Genomic DNA, 22068 nt, shown 5'->3' on the forward strand with positions numbered 1-22068 from the left:
CGACGGACCTCGGGACGCTCTTACACCACGTCTGCGCGCGCCACCTACAGCTATCCATTATCAAGGCACTTTAAGGTGGTTAAAGTCATTTTTAGCAGGTTTTAATCGCTCGCAGACACCCAACTAGGCCCTCAAAAGCTAAATTTCGCTGTTACTAAATTAGTGACAGTACTCATATTTAGCATTTTTTGTCCATGGAGTCCCGGGGAGGCGACAATTCGACTCCCCGGGACTGCTCGCCTATTCGGAAATCGGCGCCCCATGGCCCCAAGAGCCTTCCATGCCGCATACGGTCGAAGCAAACCCCGCCGCAAAGTCGAGTGCACGCTCGATGGCCTCGACGCCATCCTCGCCACGCTTGGCGGAATCGAGATAGCACATCAAGAACGAAGTCAGAAACGAGTCACCCGCACCCATAGTGTCCTTCATTTCCGTTACCGGTTTAGCCAGTTGGCGGTAATAACGATCGCCATCATAGGCAATGCAGCCCTCAGCGCCAGCCGTTGCCGATACAAAACGCGGACCTAGGCTCTTCACCCATGCCAGACGCTCGCGAATCTCATCCTCGCTCGCGGCGTCTGCCGCGCTAAAGAATGCGAAGTCAACGTAGGGAGCAATCTGCTCGTAGTACTCGTCGGTCGAATCGTCCGAGAAGTCAAACGAAACCGTGATGCCCGCGGCCTTCAACTTGGGAAGTTCGCGCTCGGTAAAGCAATAGTTGCCCGAGTGGACTACGTCGAACTGCTTCATGTACGCAAGGTCAAAGCGATCGAGCACATAGCGAGCATCACCACGGATGCCACCCTCATTGGAGCCAAGGAAAACACGGTCGCCGTTAACGACGGTCACGCGCGCAGCACCATTCTCACCGATGAGCTGCTTGCATTTGGCTAGTTCAACGTCCTCATCTTCAAGACTCGCAATCACGTGCTCGGCAGCAGCGTCATTACCAAAGATGCCCATATACGCGGAGCGCGCGGCTCCGCATTTCTTGGCATACACGGCAAAGTTCACCGCATTGCCACCCGGATACATCGTGCGAATATGCTCGTAGCGGTCGACGACGTTGTCGCCAAACCCCAGTGCGCTCACGTTAAATGCCATAGCGCGCCCCTCTCTTATGCCAACGGAACCACTGTTGTGACAGCAGTACCGCCCAGGATCTACGCGAGTTCCAGTAGCTCCGGCAGCTGGTCGATAATCTTGTCCGCGGCGTCCTGGCTAAAGCCGAAGCGCTCCTCGCGCTTGGCAATGACCGTCAGGCCGGCTCGCTTGCCGGCAGTGATGCCAGGCACCGAATCCTCAACGCAGCAGCAGCGATTCGCGGGCAGCCCCAGCAGGTCCAGCGCATGCAGGTAGATGTCGGGCTCGGGCTTGCTCTCCTTAAACTGCTCGCCGCTCACCACATACTCAAAGGCATCCGACAGCCCACACGCGTTGAGCACTTCCTCGATGCTATCCATGGGAGACGAGCTGGCAAGCGCCACGCGAACGCCACGGCGCGGCAGCTCTCGAATCGTATCCACGGCGCCTGGGTTAATCAAAGCCTGATAGTCGCGCGGACGCTTATGCGCCCACTCGTCCCAACGGGCCAACGCTTCCTCGCCAGTGAAATGCCCCTTACCGGCGCGCTCAAACCAATCGACCAGCATATGCAGGAAGAACTGATGCGAGGTACCGACTTGCCCATTCAACTCCTCTTGAGTCAGATTAAGCCCAAGCTCCTTGGCAAACGCGGCAGTCTCGCCCAGGTAGTAATACTCGGTATCGACAATAACGCCGTCCATGTCAAAGATAACGGCATCGAACGGAAATGCGGACACGGCACCCTCCCTAACAAAAGGGCGCCTGTAAGCAGGCGCCCGAACCATACATTATCGGCGATTCTAGCCCAGCAGCTTATCCAGCGCCACTGCAATACCGTCTTCGTTGTTATCGGCGGTTACCATCTGGGCAACTGCCTTAACCTCATCGACGGCGTTGCCCATGGCAACACCGGTGCCGGCCCACTCAATCATGGACTTGTCGTTCTGGCCGTCGCCAAACGAGACGACCTCGCTGGCATCGATACCGAGCTTGGGCAGGGCACCCTCGAGCGCACGGGCTTTGTCGATACCGGGCGCCGTGTACTCAAAGTACCAGTCGGCCGTAAACATGCCCGAAAGCGTCTGGGTAAAGGGCGCATACATCTCCTCGTAATGCGCCTGCAGGTAGGTCGGATCACCCGCCGTCAGCAGCTTGTCCACGGGATAAGTGTCCACGACCTCATGCAGGCTCTCGACCTCGCGAATCTTAAGATCGCACGCATCGCGCTCATACTTGACGATATTCTTCCGCAAGCCGTCAGGCAGCGTGATCATGCAATGGTACGAGTCCTCGACGTGCAAATCGCGACCGAGCGAAATCATAGGAATCACGTCGAAATTGCGCAGATGATCAATCAGACGGTGCAGTTCGTCAGCCGGCATGGCCTGATCAAATAGGACCTCATCGGTCTGAGCGTCGACCACGTGCGCGCCATTAAAGGCAACTAGCAGACCATCATGGTTTTGAAGGTCGAGCTCCTGCGCCAAGGCGTGCAGCCCCCATGCAGGACGACCCGAAGCCAAGATGAGCTTAATGCCCGACTCCTGCGCAGCGAGCAGCTTCTCGCACGTACGCGGGCTGATGACCTTTTGGTCGTTGGTGAGTGTACCGTCGATATCCATTGCGATGGCTTTGATTGCCATATATGCCTCCCTATCATTGAACAACCTTGTCTGAGCCATCATACAGAACACCCACGGCGGCTCTGTCTGCAACGGGTAAAAAGTCATATTGTCCCGAACATGAACGGCGCGCCTTCGACGATTGCGATGCCCGTCGAGGCGCCTCCCGATACATTCCATCCTATCCAAATAGCAAGGGCCCGTATCCCAACGGATACGGGCCCCTTTCAGCCATAAGCCAACTCGGCCGTAAAAACTACTTGCGGTGAGCGCGGTAGAACTCGATGAGCGCCTGGGTCGAAGCGTCCTGCTCGGCCTTGGCAGCGTCGTCGTGGAAGGCCGGGGTGATCTGCTTGGCAAGCTGCTTGCCCAGCTCGACGCCCCACTGGTCGTAGGAGTCGATGCCCCAGACCGTGCCCTCGACAAACGTGATGTGCTCGTACAGGGCGATGAGCTCGCCGAGTGCGAACGGGGTCAGCGTGTCGCCGAAGATCGAGGTCGTCGGACGGTTGCCCTCAAAGCAGCGGGCCGGGACGATCTGCTCGGGCGTGCCCTCGGCACGAACCTCGTCGGCCGTCTTACCAAAGGCGAGCGCCTTGGTCTGGGCCAGGAAGTTGCCCAGGAACAGCTCGTGGACGTCCTGGCCGCTGTCGGTTGCGGGGTTGGCAGTGTTGGCGAAAGCGATAAAGTCGGCCGGGACCACCACGGTGCCCTGGTGCAGCAGCTGGTAGAAGGCGTGCTGACCGTTGGTACCGGGCTCGCCCCAGAAGATCTCACCGGTATCGGAGGTCACAGCGCTGCCGTCCCAGCGGACGTGCTTGCCGTTGGACTCCATGGTGAGCTGTTGCAGGTAGGCCGGGAAGCGGTGCAGATACTGGCAGTACGGCAGCACGGCGTGGCTCTTGGAACCGAAGAAGTTGACGTACCAGACGTTGAGCAGGCCCATCAGCGCGACGGCGTTGTTCTCGAGCGGGGTGTTGCAGAAGTACTCGTCGATGGCGTGGAAGCCCTCAAGGAACTGCTGGAAGCGCTCGGGGCCGAGCACGACGATCAGCGACAGACCCACGGCGGAGTCGACGGAATAGCGGCCGCCGACCCAGTTCCAAAAACCGAAGGCGTTGGCGGGGTCGATACCGAAGGCCTCGACCTTTTCGAGCGCGGTGGAAACGGCGACAAAGTGCTTGGCCACGGCCTCGGCGTTCTGCTCATCGGAGCCGTCGATGGCACCCTGAGCCTTGAGCTGCTCGAGCATCCAGGTCTTGACCTCGCGAGCGTTGGTGAGGGTCTCGAGCGTGGTGAAAGTCTTGGAGACGATAATCACGAGCGTGGTCTCGGGATCCAAACCCTTGAGCTTCTCTGCCTGATCGTTGGGGTCGATGTTGGAGATGTAGCGGCAGTCAATACCGGCGTCGGCGTAGGGACGCAGGGCCTCGTAGGCCATGACCGGGCCCAGATCGGAGCCGCCGATGCCGATGGACACCAGGTGCTCGATCTTTTTGCCGGTAACACCCTTCCACTCACCGGAGCGCACGCGCTCGGCGAAGGCATACATGCGGTCGAGAACCTCGTGCACGTCGGCGACGACGTCCTGGCCGTCGACGATGAGCTGGCCCTTCTCGCTTGCCGGGCGGCGCAGCGCGGTGTGCAGGACGGCGCGGTCCTCGGTGGTGTTGATGTGCTCGCCGGAGAACATGGCGTCGCGGCGCTCCTCGAGCTTCACCTCGCGGGCAAGATCGCACAGCAGCTTGACGGTCTCATCAGTCACCAGGTTCTTGGACAGGTCGAAGTGCAGGTCACCGGCGTCAAAGCTCAGCTTGTTCACGCGCTCGGCATCGGCGGCGAACCAGGCCTTGAGGTCGATACCCTCGGCCTCGAGCTTCTCCTGATGGGCCTCGAGCGCCTTCCAAGCGGCAGTCGACGTAGCATCGATAGGTGCGGCAACAGTTGCCATAGAGTCCTCCTCAGCATACGGGCGCACGCCTCCATGCGCCCGGACATTCAGATGCCACTATTCTAGCGCAGGTCAAGACTATAATCAGCGAGCGTTGCCAATCGGCCCCCAAACGGCAACCGACCAAAAAGGGACAGGTTTAATTTGGCAGGTCAAACGCTTTACCAATCAAAAATAACCTATCCCTTTATGCCAAATATTAGGCCGCAGCGCAGACGCTACCGAGCAACTCACGCAGAGGAGACCCGATGCCCTCCAGCAGTTCGGGCGCGATGATGGCAAAAACGGGAACCTCGCCGGCCCCCACGACGGCAGGCACCTTGCCCTCCGAGACGATACATCCATAAGGGACAAAACCGTCTTCGCCGACATCGAGCGCCCCCATGCGACGGGCGAGCTCGCGCGCAAAGCCGGCAGTATCGGCATCGCCAATCGCCAAGACAAAGTCCACGCCTTCGTCGATCGCCAGGGCCACGGCTTCGTCGATCAGCTCGTCTCCTCCGTCGCCTTCAACCGAGCCGCAGCGGAAAAGCACGCGCTCGAGCAGAGCTCGATCAACCGAGCCCAGCGCCGCCGAAACGAGCTCATCACGCGTGTGCTTGTCGCCTCCCAGCACGACCAGTGCCTTGGTGCCGCCATAGTGGGCAACCAATCGCCCGCACCAGCGAGCCACATCCCCATCCGCAACCAAGCGCGTCGGCATACCAAACCCATAGTTGACCATTATCCCCACAACCCTTCCGTGCTTTATGGTGGTATCAATCGTTAGCCTCATGCTACGAAGCGAGCTTTTCCGAGCTGTTACGCACTCTTTAGGGCTGCGTTAAAAACCCGATGCAGCCGCACGACCATACCTGCCAAAAAGGGGCAGGTTTTGACGGTGTCCGGTCGAGCAGGTATTATCGAACAGGTATTCGATAAGAACATGTGTTTGATGGGAGGCTCGGATGGAGCACGAGCAGCACACCTACATCTGCATCGACCTCAAGACGTTTTATGCCAGCGTCGAGTGCGTCGATCGTGGGCTCGATCCGCTCACCACCAACCTGGTCGTTGCCGACGAATCGCGCGGACGCACGACCATCTGTCTCGCTATCACGCAGACCATGAAGGACCTCGGGATACACAACCGCTGCCGTCTATTCGAGATTCCCGACGGCATCGACTACATCAAAGCAGTGCCGCGCATGCAACACTACATGGAGGTGTCGGCGCAAATCTACGGCATCTATCTGGAATACGTGAGTCCGCAAGACATTCACGTCTACTCCATCGATGAGTGCTTTATCGACGTGACGCCCTATCTGGACCTTTATCACACCGATGCCGAAGGGTTCGCCTGCATGTTGCGCGACGAGGTCTTGGGGCGCACCGGCATCACGGCGACGGTCGGTATCGGCCCCAACCTATTCCAGGCCAAGGTGGCGCTCGACATCACCGCCAAGCACGTAGCCAGCCGCATTGGCGTACTCGACGACGAGATCTTTCGCAAGGAGATCTGGCCCCATCGCCCCATCGCCGACATCTGGGGCATCGGCCCCGGCGTGGCGGCCCGTCTCGAGAAATACGGCGTCTACGACCTGATGGGCGTCGCCGCACTCGACGAGAACCTGCTCTACGACGAACTCGGCGTCAATGCCGAATATCTCATCGACCACGCCTTCGGGCGCGAGCCGACAACCATCGCCGATATCCAAGCCTATCGCCCGCAAGCGACCTCGACCACCACAGGACAGGTGCTCTCGAAGGGCTATGCCTACGAGCAGGCCTACACCGTCTTGCGCGAAATGGTCGACAACGCCGTGTTGGATCTAGTCGATAAGCACGTGGTCTGCGACAGCATCTCGCTCTTTGTGGGCTACGCGAGCGAGCGCGCCGACATACGCCGGCTCAACGCCAGCGGCACGGCGCAGTATATAGACGGCTGCGGACACTTGCGCTCGAGCACCTCGAGCATCGAGCCCGCAGCGACCGACGGCCCCGAGCTCGCGCCCCGTGCTCCCAAGCCCGTCCAGCGCGATGACGAAAGGCGTCGCCTGGTGCGCGAAGCGCAGGCAATCGATGGCATCTTTGTGGGAGAGCATGGCGGCAAACCGCGTGGTGGCTATGCCGCACTCTTTGCGCACTCCAACGCCTCGCGAAAGCTGCCCGAGCGCACTAATTCGTTTAAGAAAATCATGGGGTATTTCGATGACCTTTGGGCACAAACGGTCGATCCCAAACGACCGGTCAAGCGCATCAACCTGGGATTTGGCAATCTTGTGCCCGAGGAATTTGCCACCATCGATCTGTTCAGCGATATCGAGGCCGATGAGCGCGAGCGCGACCTGGCGCGCGCCGTCCTGGCCGTGAAAGGCAAGTACGGCAAGAACGCGCTCGTCAAGGGATTAAGCTTTACCGCCGGCGCCACCGCGCGCGAACGCAACGGCCAAGTTGGAGGACATCGTGCCTAAACCCAAGCAGCAGCCCGTGCGCCCGCCGACCGCCTTCGAGCGCCTGGCGGACCCCGAGGGCAGACGCCGCGCCGCCGACCCCAACCTCACTGCCAACGGTGCCGTGCGCGCCAACCGCGCCGCACAGTTTATGCCCTTTGCCGCCCTCACGGGATACTACGAACTCGTGCGCAAGCAGGAAATCACCGTCGAGCCAAAACGTGAGCTCACGGAAGAAAAAGCCCTCGCGCTTTCTAAAAAGCTCGAGGGTCTCAAACGTGGCGACTTGATTCGTGTCACCTATTACGATACATACGGCTATCGCAGCCGCACCGGCATCCTCGACGAGGCGCTCCCCGCCTTCAAGCTCCTCAAACTCCGAGACATCGCCATCGACTTCGACGACATCCAAGACATCGAACTGCGCGGACGAGCCTAGCCAAGGAAGCGCATCCAGGGCGGCGCTTACAGAGTCATGACGTAGTAGCCCGCGTCTTTCACGGCCGTCTCGAGGACACCACGATCAACCGGCCGCTTAGAGCGCACGCGTGCCGTGTGGTCCGCATACGTCACCGTTGCCCACACGCCATCCAGCGCATTGAGGGCATTGGCTACGTTCTGAGCGCAGCCGTCACAGTTCATGCCGCCGATGAGCAGCTCATCGCTATAGGGATAGTGTGACGCATCGGTATCCACCACAACAACCTTTTTGGCCTTCTTGCCGCTCGTACCATCGCTGCAGCAACTCTTCCCGTGTGTCGAAGCGGCAATGCGACGCAGTCCAAAAAACATGCCGACGGCAATGACGGCCAGCACGATGAGATTCGCAGGGTTGAGCAAGTCACTCATGCGCTCCCCTTTCAAGTAGCACTATCTAGATACCCCCATGGGGTGCCCCCATCTTAACCCAAAATCATGTCTGTTCGGTCAATTAGTTTCCCTCTTCAAACTTTTTTGTTGACCATGGCTTACTTTCGTGTATAAGTTTTCCTAGGCTAACAGTTTAGATCCGTAAGGAGCGCCGTGACTCGAACCATAGACATCCCAACGTTTCAGGCAGCGGTCGTGCGCAACTGCTCTCCCACGGTCGCGGGCATCAAGCCGGCATCGCTCTTTACCTATCCAGGCACCTACGCCCACGGGAACGGCTCGACCACAACCGAAACCATCGCAGAACGCCGAGCACGCCTGCTCAACGTTATCGCCCAGTGCAATCGCGAGCTTGACCCGCTCGGCATCCACCTGAGTGTTTTGGTCTGGCGGCCCTGCGGAGCACTCGTGTACGTGTACCAAGCCAAAAGCCTCGCCACCTATTTCGCAGACCCTCGCGTCCAAACGGCGCTCACCTCGGAAGGCTACGATACGAGAGACCTTTCGGCATGCCTTGTGCATTTGGCATCACGCATCACGCTCGCGAGCAATAACGTCGCGGAATGCGCCTGCAGCCAGACTCGATGCGCACTACCCCAGCAAGCTAGCTGCAGCAAAGACTGCACCTGCGAGTTTCCGCACGAAATAGGCTACTTCCTTGGATATCCCTACGACGACGTGCACGAGTTTATCGTCCAGCGCGGCGAGAACTACAAGGTCTTTGGGGCCTGGAAGGTCTACGCAAATGTCGAGCAGGCGCTTGCGACGTTTGATGCCTACCGTGCCTGCACCCAATACTTCACTTTTATCTATCAGCAGGGCTGCAGCCTGGCGCAACTTGCCCAGGCAACCCGATAGAACGTACAAGCCGCGGCAAGCGCCGCACGACCGAAAGGACAAAACATGAGCAAGATCGCCGTCGTCTACTGGAGCGGCACGGGCAATACCGAGGCCATGGCAAACCTCGTCGCCGAAAGCGCCACGTCCGCGGGGGCCGAGACTGAGGTCATCCCCTGCGCCGACTTCTCTGCCGACAAGGCCGCCGAATATGATGCCTTCGCCTTCGGCTGCCCCGCCATGGGCTCCGAGGAGCTTGAGTATGACGAGTTTCAGCCTATGTGGGACGAGGTCAAGGAGACCCTCGGCGACAAGAAGGTCGTCCTCTTTGGCTCCTATTCGTGGGCCGAGGGCGAGTGGATGGACAACTGGAAGGCCGACGCCGACGAGGCCGGCGTCAACGTCGTGGACTCCGTCATTTGCTACGATGCGCCCGACGATGAGGGCGAGGCGGCCTGCAAGGCCCTGGGAGCGGAGCTCGCGTAACGAGCCCGGGGTCTCCAAGAGAGCCTGCATCAAAGCGCATCCCCATCCCTACAAAAGAGCGGGGCTGGATTCAAGTCCAGCCCCGCTCTTTTGTAACGGCAGTTACATCAGCCGGCTACGAAATATTGCCCAAGAACGCCTTGGTGCGCTCGCTCTTGGGGTGGTCAAAGACCTCGCTCGGCGTACCCTCTTCCACGATAACGCCGCCGTCCATAAAGACGACGCGATCGGCGACGTCACGGGCAAAGCCCATCTCGTGCGTCACGACGATCATGGTCATGCCGTCGCGGGCCAAGTCGCGCATAACGCCCAGCACGTCGCGGACGAGCTCTGGGTCGAGCGCGGACGTGGCCTCGTCAAAGAGCATCACGTGCGGGTTCATCGATAGGGCACGGGCGATGGCCACGCGCTGCTGCTGGCCGCCCGAAAGCTGACTCGGCATAAAGTCGATGCGCTCGGCAAGACCAACCTTGGTCAGCTCCTCAACGGCAATCTTCTCGGCCTCTTCCTTGCTGCGCTTGAGTACCTTTTGCTGCGCAAGCATGACGTTCTTTTTGACTGACAGGTGCGGGAACAAATTGAACTGCTGGAACACCATGCCCAGATGCGTACGTACCTTGTTGAGGTCCACGCCCTTGGCGCACACGTCCACGCCCTCAACGACAATCGAGCCGCTCGTGGGGTGCTCCAGACGATTGATGCAGCGAAGCATCGTCGACTTGCCCGAGCCAGAAGGACCCAGAACTACAACGACCTCGCCCTTGTGCACATCCAGATCGATATCGCGCAGGACCACGTTATCGCCAAAGGCCTTCTGGAGGTTCTTGATGCTGACGACGACCTCGTTCGAGTTATTGGTTTCGCTCATGATAGGACCTCCTTACAGACCGGCGATGTGATCAGCGGGCGTCGCGACGACCCGTCCGGCGCTCTTGGCGGGACGCTTCTTTTTGGTTTCGGCCGTACCCAGCAGCCTCGCCTCAAGACCGCTCACCAAGCGAGCAAGCGGCAGAGTAATGACCAGATAGAACAGGGCGGCGACCACATACGGCGTAATGGAGCCCGTCGTGGCCACGATGGTACGGGCGTTCATGACGATCTCGACCACGCCCACGGCGGCGAGCAGCGACGTATCCTTGTAGAGCAGGATAAACTCGCTGGTCAGCGTAGGCAGAACATTGCGGAACGTCTGCGGAATCATAACGTAAAGTAGTGTCTGGAAGGCATTCATGCCCAGCGAGCGAGCAGCCTCGTTTTGGCCCTTAGGAATCGACTGAATACCGGCACGGAAAATCTCGCACAGATACGCAGACGAGTTCATGGACATGACGATGACGCCCAGGACATAATCATCCACCTTGACGCCGGCCAGTGGCAGGCCAAAGAACGCGATATAGATCTGCAGGAACGCCGGCGTGCCGCGGATGATATTCACGTAGATGCCGGCAAGGCAGCGCAGGATGCGCGACTTGGAGATGCGCATGAGCGACAACGCAAAACCGAAGGGAATTGCCAGCGGGAACGCCACAAGCACGATCGAGAGCGACATGAGGAAGCCCTTGAAGACGATCGGCAGGCTCTGGACCAAAATAACCGGGTTCAGGAACAGGCGGAGGAACATATTTGAGTTCCACGCCTCGATCCACGGCTGCTCCTTAAGGTCGGCCAGGAAGTTATCGAATGCCGTCACGCCCTTGATCTCCACCGACGGAATCTTGGAGATCTTCTTGGTCGAGCCGTCAGCCAAGATGTAGGTTCCGCTAAAGGCCTCGTCGCCGCCCTCGACGGGGAACGTCACGCCGTAAACCTCAACACGGAAAAAGCCGCCGGCAGGCGCCGTCTCGCCAAAGTCGATCTTGAGCGTCTGGCCATCGGCCTTGCACGTGGGCTTCATGGGCGTACGGTCCATGAGGTCCTCGCCCGAGAGCATCGTCAATCGCGTGTCATCGGTACCAAACGTCGTGCCGTCGACAAACGTCAGCGAAAGACCGCTCAGCTCCTCATCCGAATCGGCCTGAACTTCCCAGGTAATGCGCGTCTCGGTGCCGCCGACCACAGCGCTGCCCGAACCGGTGTTGGGTCGGGCGGTAATCTTTGCGGTCTCAAGCGCCTGGGCGGTCGTGGGCGCATATGCCCCCGCGCACACCAGCGCGAGCGCCACGGCCATGATGCAGGCTAGCTTTTGGAGCAAGGCGGACAGTGAAAAACGCTGCTCCGTGGCCCCTTTGTTCAATCGAGACAAGGTGGCTCCTATCGTAGAAGTTGCCGGCAAAACAAGACGGAAACGCGGTCCGTCGAGAGAAGCGCAAAGGCCCTCTCCGCAAAACGGAAAGGGCCCGCACGCAATCAAGCATTAATTTACTTGATGCTGTACTTAGCCATGAGGGCGTCAACGGTACCGTCGTCGGTCAGGTCCTTGATGGCCTGGTTGATGTCGTCCTTGAGCTTGGTGTTGCCCTGGTTGATGGCGATGGCGTACTCCTCGCCGGTGCTAATCTGCTTGATGGTCTGGCAGGTGTTGAACTGCTCGGCGGTCAGCTGGCTGGCAACGGAGCGGTTGGTGACTACTGCGTCGCCCTTATCGGACTGCAGGGCGCTGAAGCACTCGGTGGCGTCCTTGTAGGGAACAATCTTGGCCTTGGGGAAGTTCTCCTGGGCAAAGGCCTCGGCGGTCGAGCCAGACTGGACGATGATGGTAGCGTCGGCGTTGTTGAGCTTCTCGCTGAAGTTGTCGGCCGTGATGTCGGTGTTATCGACCTTGGTCACGATAGCCTGATCGTCCATGTAGTAAGAGTCGGAGAAAGTGACTTCCTTCTCACGCTCGGGCGTGTCAGTGATAGCCGCGATGGCGACGTCGTACTTGGCGCCCGAAGCGACGCCCGGAACCAGCGTGTCGAAGTCGTTGTTGACGTACTCGACATCCAGACCCAGCTTATCGCCGATAGCCTTAATGAGTTCAAGGTCAAAGCCCTGGTAGTCGCCGTTGTCATCCTTGTACTCAAACGGCGCGTACTCGGCAGAGGTGCCGACGGTGAGCGTACCGTCCTTGACGAGCGCGTACTCCTTGGAGCCGTCGACCTTCTCGACCTTAGCGTCGTCAGAGCTGCTGGAACTGGCATCAGAACCAGAGGTGGCGTTGGACGAGCCGCAGCCCGTCAGTGCGAGAGCGAGCGCCATGGCGCCCGTGGCGGCAAATGCACCAAGCTTCTTGAGCTTCATAATCAGTCTCCTTCCAGTGACCCCATTTGATTCAGAGGCCTGCAAAAACTGTTGGTTATTATGCACCTGTAAGTGCGAATCTGCAATTAGAAAACTGATTGAAACAATCACATAACGTGAATGGAACACTCCACTTTGTGACAGTCGTTACTGCTGTAACGACCTTAAAAGTTTGATTTCAGCTGCATAACCTGCAAGTTCGTTCGGCGTCTCCAAAATGAACGGCAATGCACGCAAACGGCTATTCGATACAATAATCTGCATAACCTGCATATCACCGCCAAACTCCTCGCTGCCAAGGTATCCCTTGCCGATGCACTCGTGGCGATCCTTATGGGCGCCGCAGGGGTTCTTGGAGTCATTGATATGCACGGCGCGCAAGCGCTCGATACCCACCACGCGGTCGAACTCGTCGAGTACGCCGTCCAGGTCATGGATGATGTCGTAGCCAGCATCGCTCACATGGCAGGTGTCCAAACAAACGCCCAGCTTATCGGACAGCTCCGGGCACTTGGCGGCAACGCCCTCGATAATGCGCGTCAGCTCTTCAAAGCTACGGCCCACCTCGGTGCCCTTGCCCGCCATGGTCTCAAGCAATACCGTCGTCTGCTGTCCCTCAAACATCACCTGGCACAGCGTGTCGACAATCATCTGAATGCCGGCGTCTGCCCCCTGTCCCACATGCGCACCGGGATGGAAGTTGTAGTAGTTGCCGGGCAGTGCTTCCAGACGCTGCAAATCTTCCGCCATAGCCTCCAAGGCAAACTCGCGCGCTCGCTCCTTAGCGGAGCAGGGGTTATAGGTATACGGGGCATGCGCCACCAGCGGTCCAAAGTCGTTTTGCGCCATAAGCTCGCGCAGAGCCGCCACGTCATCCATGTCAAGGTCTTTTGCCTTGCCACCGCGCGGGTTGCGCGTAAAGAACGCAAAGGTATTGGCGCCAATGGACAACGCCGTCTCCCCCATCGCCCGATAGCCCTTCGTCGTCGAAAGATGACACCCGATCGTCAGCATCTCCAACTCCCCCTCATCAGTTGCGGTGAAATACGGTCTATTGGTGCCTTATTTTGGCGCAATCAGACCGTATTCCACCGCAAGATATAAAAGGGGCATCAGGGGCAAGGTCCGCCGAGCCCCCTTGAGCACCAGCACCGCAGCCTAGAGCGTCAAGCGAATCGCATCGATTATCTGCGCGCAGCGCTGCGTGGCGGCAAGAGGCATAACGGGGCTTTCAAGCTCTCCCGTCTGGACGAGCTGCGTCGCATGCTGAATTTCGCCGTAGAAATCATCGACATCAAACGGGGCATTAATTTCGAGCATTCGTCCGTCGGAGTACTTCACATGGGCGAGCTCGGGGCGATGGAGGCGCTCGATTTCCACCGAACCCCGTTCGCAAGCAATCATTAAGCGGCTTTCATATGCTGCTTTGCCGTCGCACACCATATGAATGGGTATACCGCCGACACTCATATGGATCTCATCGGCCCAATCCACGCGGCCGCCTAATACGTCACGCCAGCGAACTTCACGAGACGAAACATCGCACGCACCCGCAAGCAGATCCTCAAACCACCCGACCGCATAGCAGCCCATGTCATATAGACAGCCGCCCTGCAACGGATCGAGCAGATAACTCGAAGGGAACTCACCATAATCGAGTTTTTGCACGCTTTCGATCGAGACGATACAGCCGAACTCGCCCGACGCAAGCAAGTCCTCCACGCGAGTGCGCATCGGGCAAAACCGATTCTTCATCGCCTCCATAAACAGCACGCCGCACTCGCGAGAGGCGGAGGCAATCGAGAGAGCCTCTTCCTCACTCAAAACGGCCGGCTTTTCGCACAGCACGGCCTTTCCGGCGCGCAGCGCGCGACAGGCCCAACGCGTATGCATACCATGCGGAAGAGCCAAGTAGATTGCGTCGACATCGGGGTCGGCAATCAGCGCATCATAAGCCGCATCGCCGCCATCGTCAGCCGTGACATAACTGTGCGCAGCATCGACCGAAAACGCTCGACAAAATTCCTCGACATGTGCAGGAGTGCGGCCGGCCGCAGCCACCAGCCGTGCCCCGTCGACCTTCTTGAGCGACGATGCAAATCGATGCGAAATGTGCCCAGCGCCCAAAACGCCCCAACGAACCTCACGCAAATCATCACATGAATCCCGATAGCCCACGACAGCCCCCTTCAGTTGCGACGAAATAGTTCCTGCTATCGCCCTATTCTGCCGCAAACAGGAACTATTCCATCACAAGATATAAAAGGGTCATGAGGAGCGAGTTTTGCTGAAGACTTTAAGCGCGGCCGTTACGGGGCCAGGCTGGAAACGTCGGCGCGCGTCGTCGAGACGCTCGGGGATATCGATGTGTTGCGGGCAGTGACGCGCACATTTGCCGCACTTGACGCAATTGCTCACGAGCTTGGGCTCGCTCGTGCGCACCGCGCTCGCCGTAAAGTATTGCGACAGCCCCGTAAACCAGCTGTGCGCATAGCTCGCGTTGTAAGCGGCAAAGCAGCCGGGAATGTTAATACCCTTGGGACATGGCATGCAGTAGCCGCATCCCGTGCAGGGCACGCGATTCGATTTTTCAAACTCCGCCAGCACGCGTGCGATGGTATCGAGCTGAGCGGCTGTCATCGAATCCGGCAGGGCCCGATCGGCCAGCACCGCGTTCTCGTCCACCTGAGCGGTATCGGTCATGCCCGAAAGCAGCATCGTGACTTGAGGATGGTTCCACACCCACGAAAGGCCCCAAGCAGCCGGCGTCTTCAGGTACGGATCGCGTACGTCATCGAGCACGGCGCGGGCCCGCGGAGGCAGCTTGCCCGCCAGGCGTCCGCCCAAAAGCGGTTCCATCACAAACACCGCGAGCCCGCGCTCGGCGGCTGCTATAAGTCCCGCCGTTCCCGCTTGGTAGCGCTCTCCAGCGTAGTTGTACTGAATCTGGCAAAAATCCCAGTCATACGCGTCGAGCATCGTGAGGAAGTCCGCCGCACTGCCGTGATACGAAAAACCTATCTGGCGAATACGCCCCGCAGCCTTTTGGTGCGCAATCCAGTCTTCGATGCCTAACGCCACCACGCGCTCCCACTGGGCGGGCGAAGTGATGTTGTGCATAAGGTAATAGTCGATATGGTCGGTCCGCAGGCGACGCAGTTGCTCGTCGAAGAACCGGTCGAAATCCTCCGCGCACTTGCACGAAGCGTGCGGCAACTTGGTCGCCAGCAACACCCGGTCGCGCAGCCCCAAGCGCTCAAGTGAGGCGCCCACGCACGCCTCGTTACCGGGATAGAGATACGCAGTATCCAGATAATTAATCCCCTGCTCCACCGCATGGGAAATGATGGCATCGGCTGTCTTCGCATCGGGGTGTCCCGGCGAACCGGGAAACCTCATGCAGCCCAGACCCAGAGCAGATATTCGGTTACCACTTTTGGGGTCAACGCGGTATTGCACGGCCCCTCCCTTCGCCATCAGCGCCCCGGCAAGGCGAAACACAATGGTCACGCGGCCGAAACATCGTGGAATCGCAATCGAGAACGTATCGTAACGCAGCAGAAATCGAGCCGTCACGACACCGCTTTAACATCAGCAAAAAGCCCGATGAAAGGAGGCGACCGTGACCACACGTGAGGACGCCCACCCCTGCCCCGGCGAGCAGTACATCCTCTCGGTCGACCGCTATCAGATCGAGGTCATGGACCATCTGGACGAGCTTCCCGCCACAGGCGCCGTCATCTTCTGCACCTTCCCCAAGGTGCGCGATGGCGTTGGATATCCCGCACGCGTTTTCGCGGTCTGCCCCGCAGCGTAAGCTCCACGCGTCCATTCATTTAAAAATCGCCACCCTGCATGCACAAGGTGCGCTGGCGGCATACAATCCATCAGGCGCCCCTTACGCGGGCACCTTTTATATGGGGAGATAATTCACATGCAGATCAACAAGGTCACCTTTATCGGCAAGGGCGGCGTCGGGCTACTCTACGGCAGTATGATCGCCCAGGCACTCGGCAACGACGCCGTCGAATACGTTATGGATGACGCCCGTTTTGAGCGTCACGCGGGCGATGCGCTCACCGTCAATGGCAAGCCCTGTGCGCTCAAGTCCGTCCGCGCCAGCGAGGCAACGCCCGCCGATCTGGTCATTCTCACGGTCAAGACGACTGGACTCAACCAAGCACTCAAGACTATGGAGCGCGTCGTGGGACCCAATACGCTCATCGCCTCGCTGTGTAACGGCATTACGAGCGAGCAGAAGATTGCCGAGCGCTTTGGCTGGGAGCATACCGTTCTTGGTATTTGCCAGGGCATGGACGCCGTGTTCCTCAACGGAGAGCTCACCTTTACCAATGCGGGCGAAATCCGCTTTGGCGCGGCGGCCGGCACCGAGCTCGCAACCGTCACCGCCATCGACGAGCTCTACACGCGCTGCGGCATCGCCCATACCGTCGAGAGCGACGTTGCGCACCGCATGTGGGCCAAACTCATGCTCAACGACGGCATCAACCAGACGTGCATGGCCTACGGCGGGACCTACGGAAGCGCCACGGAGCCGGGCTCCGAGCAGCGTCGCTGCCTTGTTTCTGCCATGCGCGAAACGCTTGCGGTCGCCAACGCCGAGGGCATTGAGCTGACCGAGGCAGACCTGACGCAGATGGTGCACCTCATCGAGGGAATCGACCCCACCGGTATGCCCTCGATGGCGCAGGACCGCATCGCGCAACGAAAAACCGAAGTCGAGGAGTTCGCGGGCACCATTTGCCGCCTGGCCGTCAAACACGATATCCAAGTGCCGCAAAACGATTGGCTCTATCAGCGCATCCGCGATATCGAGAAAAGCTGGTAGCGCCCGGCTCACCACGTCAACAGGCTCAACAGCAAAGCCGCCACAAGGAGCACTCCCCTTACGGCGGCTTTCATCTTCATCTATAACCAGTAGTCGATGTCCCGACGGTTAGAGCTGCGACTCCGACGCCTGGTCCTCATCATCGCGACAAAGGACTACACCCGCACTTCCCAGCAGTGCGGCCGCGACCAACGCACTGACCACGATAGAGGCAGCCCCACAAGACCCCTGCATGCCCGCAACGAGCGCGGCCGTAGGACCAAGGCAGCCAAGCACCAATGCGACGGCGGCAATGGCAACATCTCGAGCGTTCACAAGACCACTTCCTCCACGAGAAAGACCTTATTCCTCATGAACTAGTGTGCCCCGCGCCCATATGCGCGGCGTACTGCCACGGTAAGCGCTCTGTTAACTCAAACGCATACATAGAACGGGCGTCCTTACGTTGCCCTAAAGCTCGGTAAAGACGCCCATCCGCCAAATATCCGTGATGCAGAAAAATTACCAGCCAGTGTAGTAGTCGGTGGTTCCGGCAGCACAGCCGGAGTCATAGACCTTGCACTCGCCCTTGGAACCGGTAAACGTGGAGCCTTGGGCCTTATCGCCCGCGGCAACGACGTAGTAGCCATCGGAATCGCGCCAAAAGCCCTCGGAATCCTGCGTCCATTCGCCCGTGCGGTGGTGATACAACACGTTGCTGCTGTAATAAGTCTCGCGGCGGCCGTTATAGTTATTGACGCCGCTCGAGCGCGTCAGACCCGAGCCGTTCGCGTAATACGCAGCAGACGTGTAAGACGAGCCAGAGCCGGCGTTGTAGTACGAAGCCTGGGCGGCCTCGGCAGCCTCCGCCTCGGCTGCGGCGGCCTCGAGCGCTTCGCGCTTGGCATTCTCAAGCGCAGTGCGCAGCTCATCGAGCTCGGTCGACTTCGCGTCGACCTCCCCCATCGTCAAAAGGCTGCCCGCACCATCGATACAACCCTGCAGCACAGCGTGCTCGTCATCGGTGGCATAGTCACCATACATATTCATAATGATCTGAGCGCGCATCTCAAGGGAATCGCGCTTGGCCTCCATCGAGGCGTTCCACTCCTGCATGGAACCATAACCATCGCCGCGATAATCAACGGGCTGTACCAGCGTCGCCTCGGACGGCGTAGATCCAACCGTATCGGACAGTGTTGCCGCGTGGGCATCAGTTGCGCCGGCGCCTGCCAAAAGTGCCACGGTCAGAGCGGCGGAAAGGGCAGCGGCTTTCGGTTTTCGTGAATCGATCCTCATGTAGCTGGAAACCTCCGTAGTGCGTTTTTGCTGCGTTTGAGCTGCGTGTGATTCGATCGCGCTGCATAGTACCTCGAGCAAATCGCGACCTGCGGTTTTACTCAAAAGGCGCACGTCAATTGCGTAAAACTCACATCCTCTCAACAGGAGTTTTCCACAACTCGAATGCATAAAGCATGCCAAAAACCCTGTAATAGCGCCCTTCCTATGCAAAAAAGACGCCTGCGCAACCATTGCTTGCGCAGGCGCCTTGAGCAGGCATTTATGCAGTTATACCTATCGAGTCGCAAGGGGTCCTTGCACAAGTCGCCTTACTCGTCCAGCGCGGCGAAGGCCTGCTTCAGATCCCAAATGATGTCCTCGCCGTTCTCGGTACCGATGGAAAGACGGATCGTGGAGGGCGTGATGTTCTGCTCGGCGAGCTCCTCGGCAGAGAGCTGGGAGTGCGTGGTGGTAGCCGGGTGCACGACGAGCGACTTGACGTCGGCCACGTTGGCGAGCAGCGAGAACACCTGCAGATGATCGATGAACTTCCAGGCAGCCTCCTGGCCACCCTTAATCTCAAAGGTGAAGATCGAGGCGCCGCCGTTGGGGAAGTACTTCTGATAGAGCTCGTGATCGGGGTGCTCAGGCAGGCTCGGGTGGTTCACCTTGGCAACGTGGCTGTCGCCGGCAAGGAACTCAACGACCTTCTTGGTGTTCTCGACATGGCGGTCGACGCGCAGCGACAGGGTCTCGGTGCCCTGGAGCAGGACCCAGGCGTTGAACGGGCTGATGCAGGCACCCTCGTCACGCAGCAGGATGGCGCGGACATAGGTTGCGAAGGCGGCGGGACCGGCAGCCTCGGCAAACGAGACGCCATGGTAGGAGGGGTTGGGCTCGGCGATCTGGGCGTACTTTCCGCTCGCCTTCCAATCGAAGTTACCGCCGTCGACGATCACACCGCCCAGCGAGGTGCCGTGGCCGCCGATGAACTTGGTTGCGGAGTGGACAACGATATTGGCGCCATGCTCCAGCGGACGGAACAGATACGGGGTGCCGAAGGTGTTGTCGACGACAACCGGCAGACCGTGCTTCTTGGCGATCTCGGAGATGGCGTCGATGTTGGGGATGTCAGAGTTGGGGTTGCCGAGCGTCTCGAGATAGATGACCGTGGTGTTGTCCTTGATGGCACCCTCAACCTCTTCCAGGTTATGAGCATCGACAAACGTGGTCTCGACGCCAAACTGGGAGAGCGTATGCTCGAGCAGGTTGTAGGAGCCACCGTAGATGGTCTTCTGAGCCACCACGTGGTCACCAGCCTGGGCAAGAGCCTGCAGGGTATAGGTGATGGCAGCGGCACCGGAGGCGACGGCAAGACCGGCCACGCCACCCTCGAGCGCGGCGATACGGTCCTCAAAGACGCCCTGGGTGGAGTTGGTCAGACGGCCGTAGATGTTACCGGCGTCGGCAAGACCAAAGCGGTCGGCGGCGTGCTGGGAGTTGCGGAACACATAGCTCGTGGTCTGGTAGATAGGCACGGCGCGGGAGTCGGATGCGGGGTCGGCGCTCTCCTGGCCAACATGAAGCTGCAGGGTATCGAAACCAAAGGTGTGCTCGGGGTTGTTGATGAACTGGCTCATGATGATCTCCTTGATCGAACGAAAGTAAATAAAAAGAGAGAAGTAAGTCGCTGTCTCCTGATCACGCCGACGGGCGCAAACAGGAGCCCGGCATTCGTCTTGGTAAGCAATTCATATGCGGGCCTCCTTTCGCATCCCGGTTCCGTGGTCGGCTTAATTACCTACCGCCTTTGTGTGTTTTGAATAGTACGAGCATCGTCTCCCTCAGTCAATCACTTAAAAGCGCTAGCCTGTTATCGGTTTTTTAGATAGCTATCGAAAGGACGGGCGCCGATGACCCTCCAGCAGCTTCGCTTTCTTATCGCCGTGGCAGAATCCGGCTCAATTAACGCCGCAGCGCAGCGCCTCTATACCGCACAGTCCAATATCTCCAACGCCGTCAAAAGCCTCGAGCAGGAGCTCCATCTGGAGATCTTTACGCGCTCCAGCCGCGGCGTCACGCTCACCAACGACGGTACCGAGCTTTTAGGCTATGCGCGCCAGGTCGTGGAGCAGGCAGATATGCTCGAGGCACGCTACGAGGACGGCGGCACCCCGCAAGCCCGCCTCGCCATTTCCGCCCAGCACTACGCCTTTTCGGTCGAGGCCTTTGTCAACGTAGTCGAGCGCTGCCGCGACAGCAAGTTCGAGTTCATCATGCGCGAGACCACCACATCGCAGATCATCGACGACGTGCGCGCGTTTCGCAGCGACATCGGCATCCTCTATCTGGACGACTTTAATACCCGTGTCTTGCAGAAAGCCTTCGCCGATGCCCGCGCAAGCTTCCATTCCCTCTTCGACGCGACGGTCCACGTCTTCGTCAGCGAACGCCATCCGCTCGCACGCCGCCCTCAACTGTCCCTTGCCGACCTCACGCCCTATACGCGCTACAGCTTTGAGCAGGGAACCTCAAACTCCTTCTATTACGCCGAGGAACCCTTTAGCTATATCCCTTGCGACCGCAACATACGAATCTCGGACCGCGGAACACTTACCAACTTACTTATCACGTCGAACGGTTACACCCTGTCGACCGGTGTCCTCTCCAATGAAATGCAATGGGGCATGGCATCGATCCCGTTAGCAGACGCCCCAACGATGCACGTTGGCTACATCATGCACGACGAGCGCAAGCCCTCTCTCCTCTTGCAGCAATACCTCGACGAGCTCAACCGCATCATCCATGCCAGCTAACAGTCGGAAGACGGGGCAGAAATCGTAGATTGCTGGCCCCCGGCGGGCATGGCGCTACAATGGTCACTCACACGAAACGTACCCAACGAAAGGAAACCCGTGAAGGTCATCATCTACACCGACGGCTCGGCCCGATCAAATCCGGGACGCGGCGGCTACGGCGCCGTGCTCAAATACACCAACCCCGCCGGCAAGACCTTTACCTCCGAGCTTTCGCGCGGCTACGCCAAGACCACCAACAACCGCATGGAGCTCATGGCCGTTATCGTGGCGCTCGAGGCACTCAACCGCCCCTGCGAGGTCGAAGTCCATTCCGATTCGCAGTACGTCGTCAACGCCTTTAACAAGCACTGGATCGACGGCTGGAAAAAGCGCGGGTGGAAAACCGCCAACAAGCAGCCCGTCAAGAACCGCGACCTGTGGGAGCGCCTACTCACCGCCAAAAGCAAGCACAAGGTTGAGTTCATCTGGGTTAAGGGTCACGCCGGCCACGAGCTCAACGAGCGCTGCGATGAGCTCGCCACCACGGCGGCCGACGGCAGCAACCTCGATATCGACACCGGCTTTAACGAGAGCGACCTGTAATAGCGTTTTCGCGCAGCTTTATATCCCCACGCGCTACACTCATCCTGTAGACCAA

The 22068-nt window shown here is 59.1% G+C and carries 23 protein-coding genes; 8 read left to right on the forward strand and 15 right to left on the reverse strand.

Annotation, left to right across the window (positions count from 1 at the left end; genetic code table 11):
* Positions 1-240: 240 nt before the first annotated feature.
* From DWW12_RS03610 to DWW12_RS03630, 5 genes are all read right to left on the reverse strand, one after another.
* On the reverse strand, positions 241-1104 hold the full coding sequence (locus DWW12_RS03610) for a PfkB family carbohydrate kinase (RefSeq protein ID WP_117855039.1): 864 nt from the start codon (positions 1102-1104) through the stop codon (positions 241-243).
* Positions 1105-1163: 59 nt separating this feature from the next.
* Positions 1164-1823: an HAD family phosphatase gene (locus DWW12_RS03615; RefSeq protein WP_338404326.1), complete on the reverse strand. Its 660-nt coding sequence runs from the start codon at positions 1821-1823 to the stop codon at positions 1164-1166.
* 63 nt (positions 1824-1886) lie between these two features.
* Positions 1887-2729, reverse strand: coding sequence for a Cof-type HAD-IIB family hydrolase (locus DWW12_RS03620; protein ID WP_199570671.1), 843 nt, complete (start codon positions 2727-2729; stop codon positions 1887-1889).
* 235 nt (positions 2730-2964) lie between these two features.
* Positions 2965-4659, reverse strand: coding sequence for a glucose-6-phosphate isomerase (gene pgi, locus DWW12_RS03625; protein WP_117564424.1), 1695 nt, complete (start codon positions 4657-4659; stop codon positions 2965-2967).
* 199 nt (positions 4660-4858) lie between these two features.
* Positions 4859-5383: an iron-containing alcohol dehydrogenase gene (locus DWW12_RS03630; RefSeq protein ID WP_158564370.1), complete on the reverse strand. Its 525-nt coding sequence runs from the start codon at positions 5381-5383 to the stop codon at positions 4859-4861.
* Positions 5384-5606: 223 nt separating this feature from the next.
* Here DWW12_RS03630 and DWW12_RS03635 point away from each other — a divergent pair, with 223 nt between their 5' ends.
* Positions 5607-7112: a DNA repair protein gene (locus DWW12_RS03635; RefSeq protein ID WP_117855046.1), complete on the forward strand. Its 1506-nt coding sequence runs from the start codon at positions 5607-5609 to the stop codon at positions 7110-7112.
* The gene (locus tag DWW12_RS03640) at positions 7105-7530 is read left to right on the forward strand and encodes a hypothetical protein (protein ID WP_233506767.1); all 426 of its coding nucleotides are present in this window, start codon (positions 7105-7107) and stop codon (positions 7528-7530) included. The genes DWW12_RS03635 and DWW12_RS03640 overlap by 8 nt, the downstream gene beginning before the upstream one ends.
* 26 nt (positions 7531-7556) lie before the next feature.
* Here the strand turns inward: DWW12_RS03640 and DWW12_RS03645 are convergent, their stop codons facing one another.
* On the reverse strand, positions 7557-7940 hold the full coding sequence (locus DWW12_RS03645) for a heavy-metal-associated domain-containing protein (RefSeq protein WP_117564427.1): 384 nt from the start codon (positions 7938-7940) through the stop codon (positions 7557-7559).
* A 174-nt stretch (positions 7941-8114) separates the two neighbouring features.
* Here DWW12_RS03645 and DWW12_RS03650 point away from each other — a divergent pair, with 174 nt between their 5' ends.
* Both DWW12_RS03650 and DWW12_RS03655 read left to right on the forward strand, forming a co-directional pair.
* Complete coding sequence (locus DWW12_RS03650) at positions 8115-8819, forward strand: DUF3793 family protein (RefSeq protein ID WP_117855048.1); 705 nt, start codon at positions 8115-8117, stop codon at positions 8817-8819.
* A gap of 45 nt (positions 8820-8864) precedes the next feature.
* On the forward strand, positions 8865-9284 hold the full coding sequence (locus DWW12_RS03655; RefSeq protein WP_117564429.1) for a flavodoxin: 420 nt from the start codon (positions 8865-8867) through the stop codon (positions 9282-9284).
* A gap of 115 nt (positions 9285-9399) precedes the next feature.
* On the opposite strand, the gene DWW12_RS03660 is transcribed toward DWW12_RS03655, so the two are convergent.
* From DWW12_RS03660 to DWW12_RS03685, 6 genes are all read right to left on the reverse strand, one after another.
* Complete coding sequence (locus DWW12_RS03660) at positions 9400-10152, reverse strand: amino acid ABC transporter ATP-binding protein (RefSeq protein ID WP_055251428.1); 753 nt, start codon at positions 10150-10152, stop codon at positions 9400-9402.
* 12 nt (positions 10153-10164) lie between these two features.
* Positions 10165-11526 (reverse strand): amino acid ABC transporter permease, encoded by a 1362-nt coding sequence (locus DWW12_RS03665; protein WP_233544220.1) that lies wholly within the window; start codon positions 11524-11526, stop codon positions 10165-10167.
* A 116-nt stretch (positions 11527-11642) separates the two neighbouring features.
* Positions 11643-12503, reverse strand: a complete 861-nt coding sequence (locus tag DWW12_RS03670) for an ABC transporter substrate-binding protein (protein ID WP_117758557.1) — start codon at positions 12501-12503, stop codon at positions 11643-11645.
* 147 nt (positions 12504-12650) lie between these two features.
* Positions 12651-13517 (reverse strand): deoxyribonuclease IV, encoded by an 867-nt coding sequence (locus DWW12_RS03675; RefSeq protein WP_117855049.1) that lies wholly within the window; start codon positions 13515-13517, stop codon positions 12651-12653.
* 144 nt (positions 13518-13661) lie between these two features.
* Entirely contained in the window at positions 13662-14681 is a 1020-nt protein-coding gene (locus tag DWW12_RS03680; RefSeq protein ID WP_233544221.1) for a Gfo/Idh/MocA family protein, read from the reverse strand.
* A 90-nt stretch (positions 14682-14771) separates the two neighbouring features.
* On the reverse strand, positions 14772-15962 hold the full coding sequence (locus tag DWW12_RS03685; protein WP_117855093.1) for an aldo/keto reductase: 1191 nt from the start codon (positions 15960-15962) through the stop codon (positions 14772-14774).
* A gap of 163 nt (positions 15963-16125) precedes the next feature.
* Between DWW12_RS03685 and DWW12_RS03690 the strand changes: the two genes are divergently transcribed.
* Both DWW12_RS03690 and DWW12_RS03695 read left to right on the forward strand, forming a co-directional pair.
* A complete protein-coding gene (locus DWW12_RS03690) occupies positions 16126-16320 on the forward strand; it encodes a hypothetical protein (RefSeq protein ID WP_117770158.1) in 195 nt (64 codons plus the stop codon).
* A 117-nt stretch (positions 16321-16437) separates the two neighbouring features.
* Positions 16438-17352, forward strand: a complete 915-nt coding sequence (locus DWW12_RS03695; RefSeq protein WP_233544222.1) for a ketopantoate reductase family protein — start codon at positions 16438-16440, stop codon at positions 17350-17352.
* Positions 17353-17460: 108 nt separating this feature from the next.
* Here DWW12_RS03695 and DWW12_RS03700 read toward each other — a convergent pair whose 3' ends face one another.
* The 3 genes from DWW12_RS03700 to DWW12_RS03710 all read right to left on the reverse strand — a co-directional run bounded on the left by DWW12_RS03700 (position 17461) and on the right by DWW12_RS03710 (position 20252).
* The gene (locus DWW12_RS03700; protein WP_117770160.1) at positions 17461-17667 is read right to left on the reverse strand and encodes a hypothetical protein; all 207 of its coding nucleotides are present in this window, start codon (positions 17665-17667) and stop codon (positions 17461-17463) included.
* 186 nt (positions 17668-17853) lie between these two features.
* On the reverse strand, positions 17854-18630 hold the full coding sequence (locus DWW12_RS03705; RefSeq protein WP_117855053.1) for a hypothetical protein: 777 nt from the start codon (positions 18628-18630) through the stop codon (positions 17854-17856).
* A 311-nt stretch (positions 18631-18941) separates the two neighbouring features.
* Entirely contained in the window at positions 18942-20252 is a 1311-nt protein-coding gene (locus DWW12_RS03710) for an O-acetylhomoserine aminocarboxypropyltransferase/cysteine synthase family protein (protein WP_117855055.1), read from the reverse strand.
* A gap of 273 nt (positions 20253-20525) precedes the next feature.
* Between DWW12_RS03710 and DWW12_RS03715 the strand changes: the two genes are divergently transcribed.
* Together DWW12_RS03715 and rnhA are read left to right on the forward strand one after the other, a co-directional pair.
* Entirely contained in the window at positions 20526-21428 is a 903-nt protein-coding gene (locus DWW12_RS03715) for a LysR family transcriptional regulator (protein ID WP_117855056.1), read from the forward strand.
* Between the two features lie 48 nt (positions 21429-21476).
* Entirely contained in the window at positions 21477-22013 is a 537-nt protein-coding gene (gene rnhA / locus DWW12_RS03720; RefSeq protein ID WP_117637459.1) for a ribonuclease HI, read from the forward strand.
* Positions 22014-22068 lie beyond the last annotated feature (55 nt).

Origin of the sequence: Collinsella sp. AF14-35, from assembly GCF_003464565.1 — a bacterium.
Classification (GTDB): Bacteria; Actinomycetota; Coriobacteriia; order Coriobacteriales; family Coriobacteriaceae; genus Collinsella.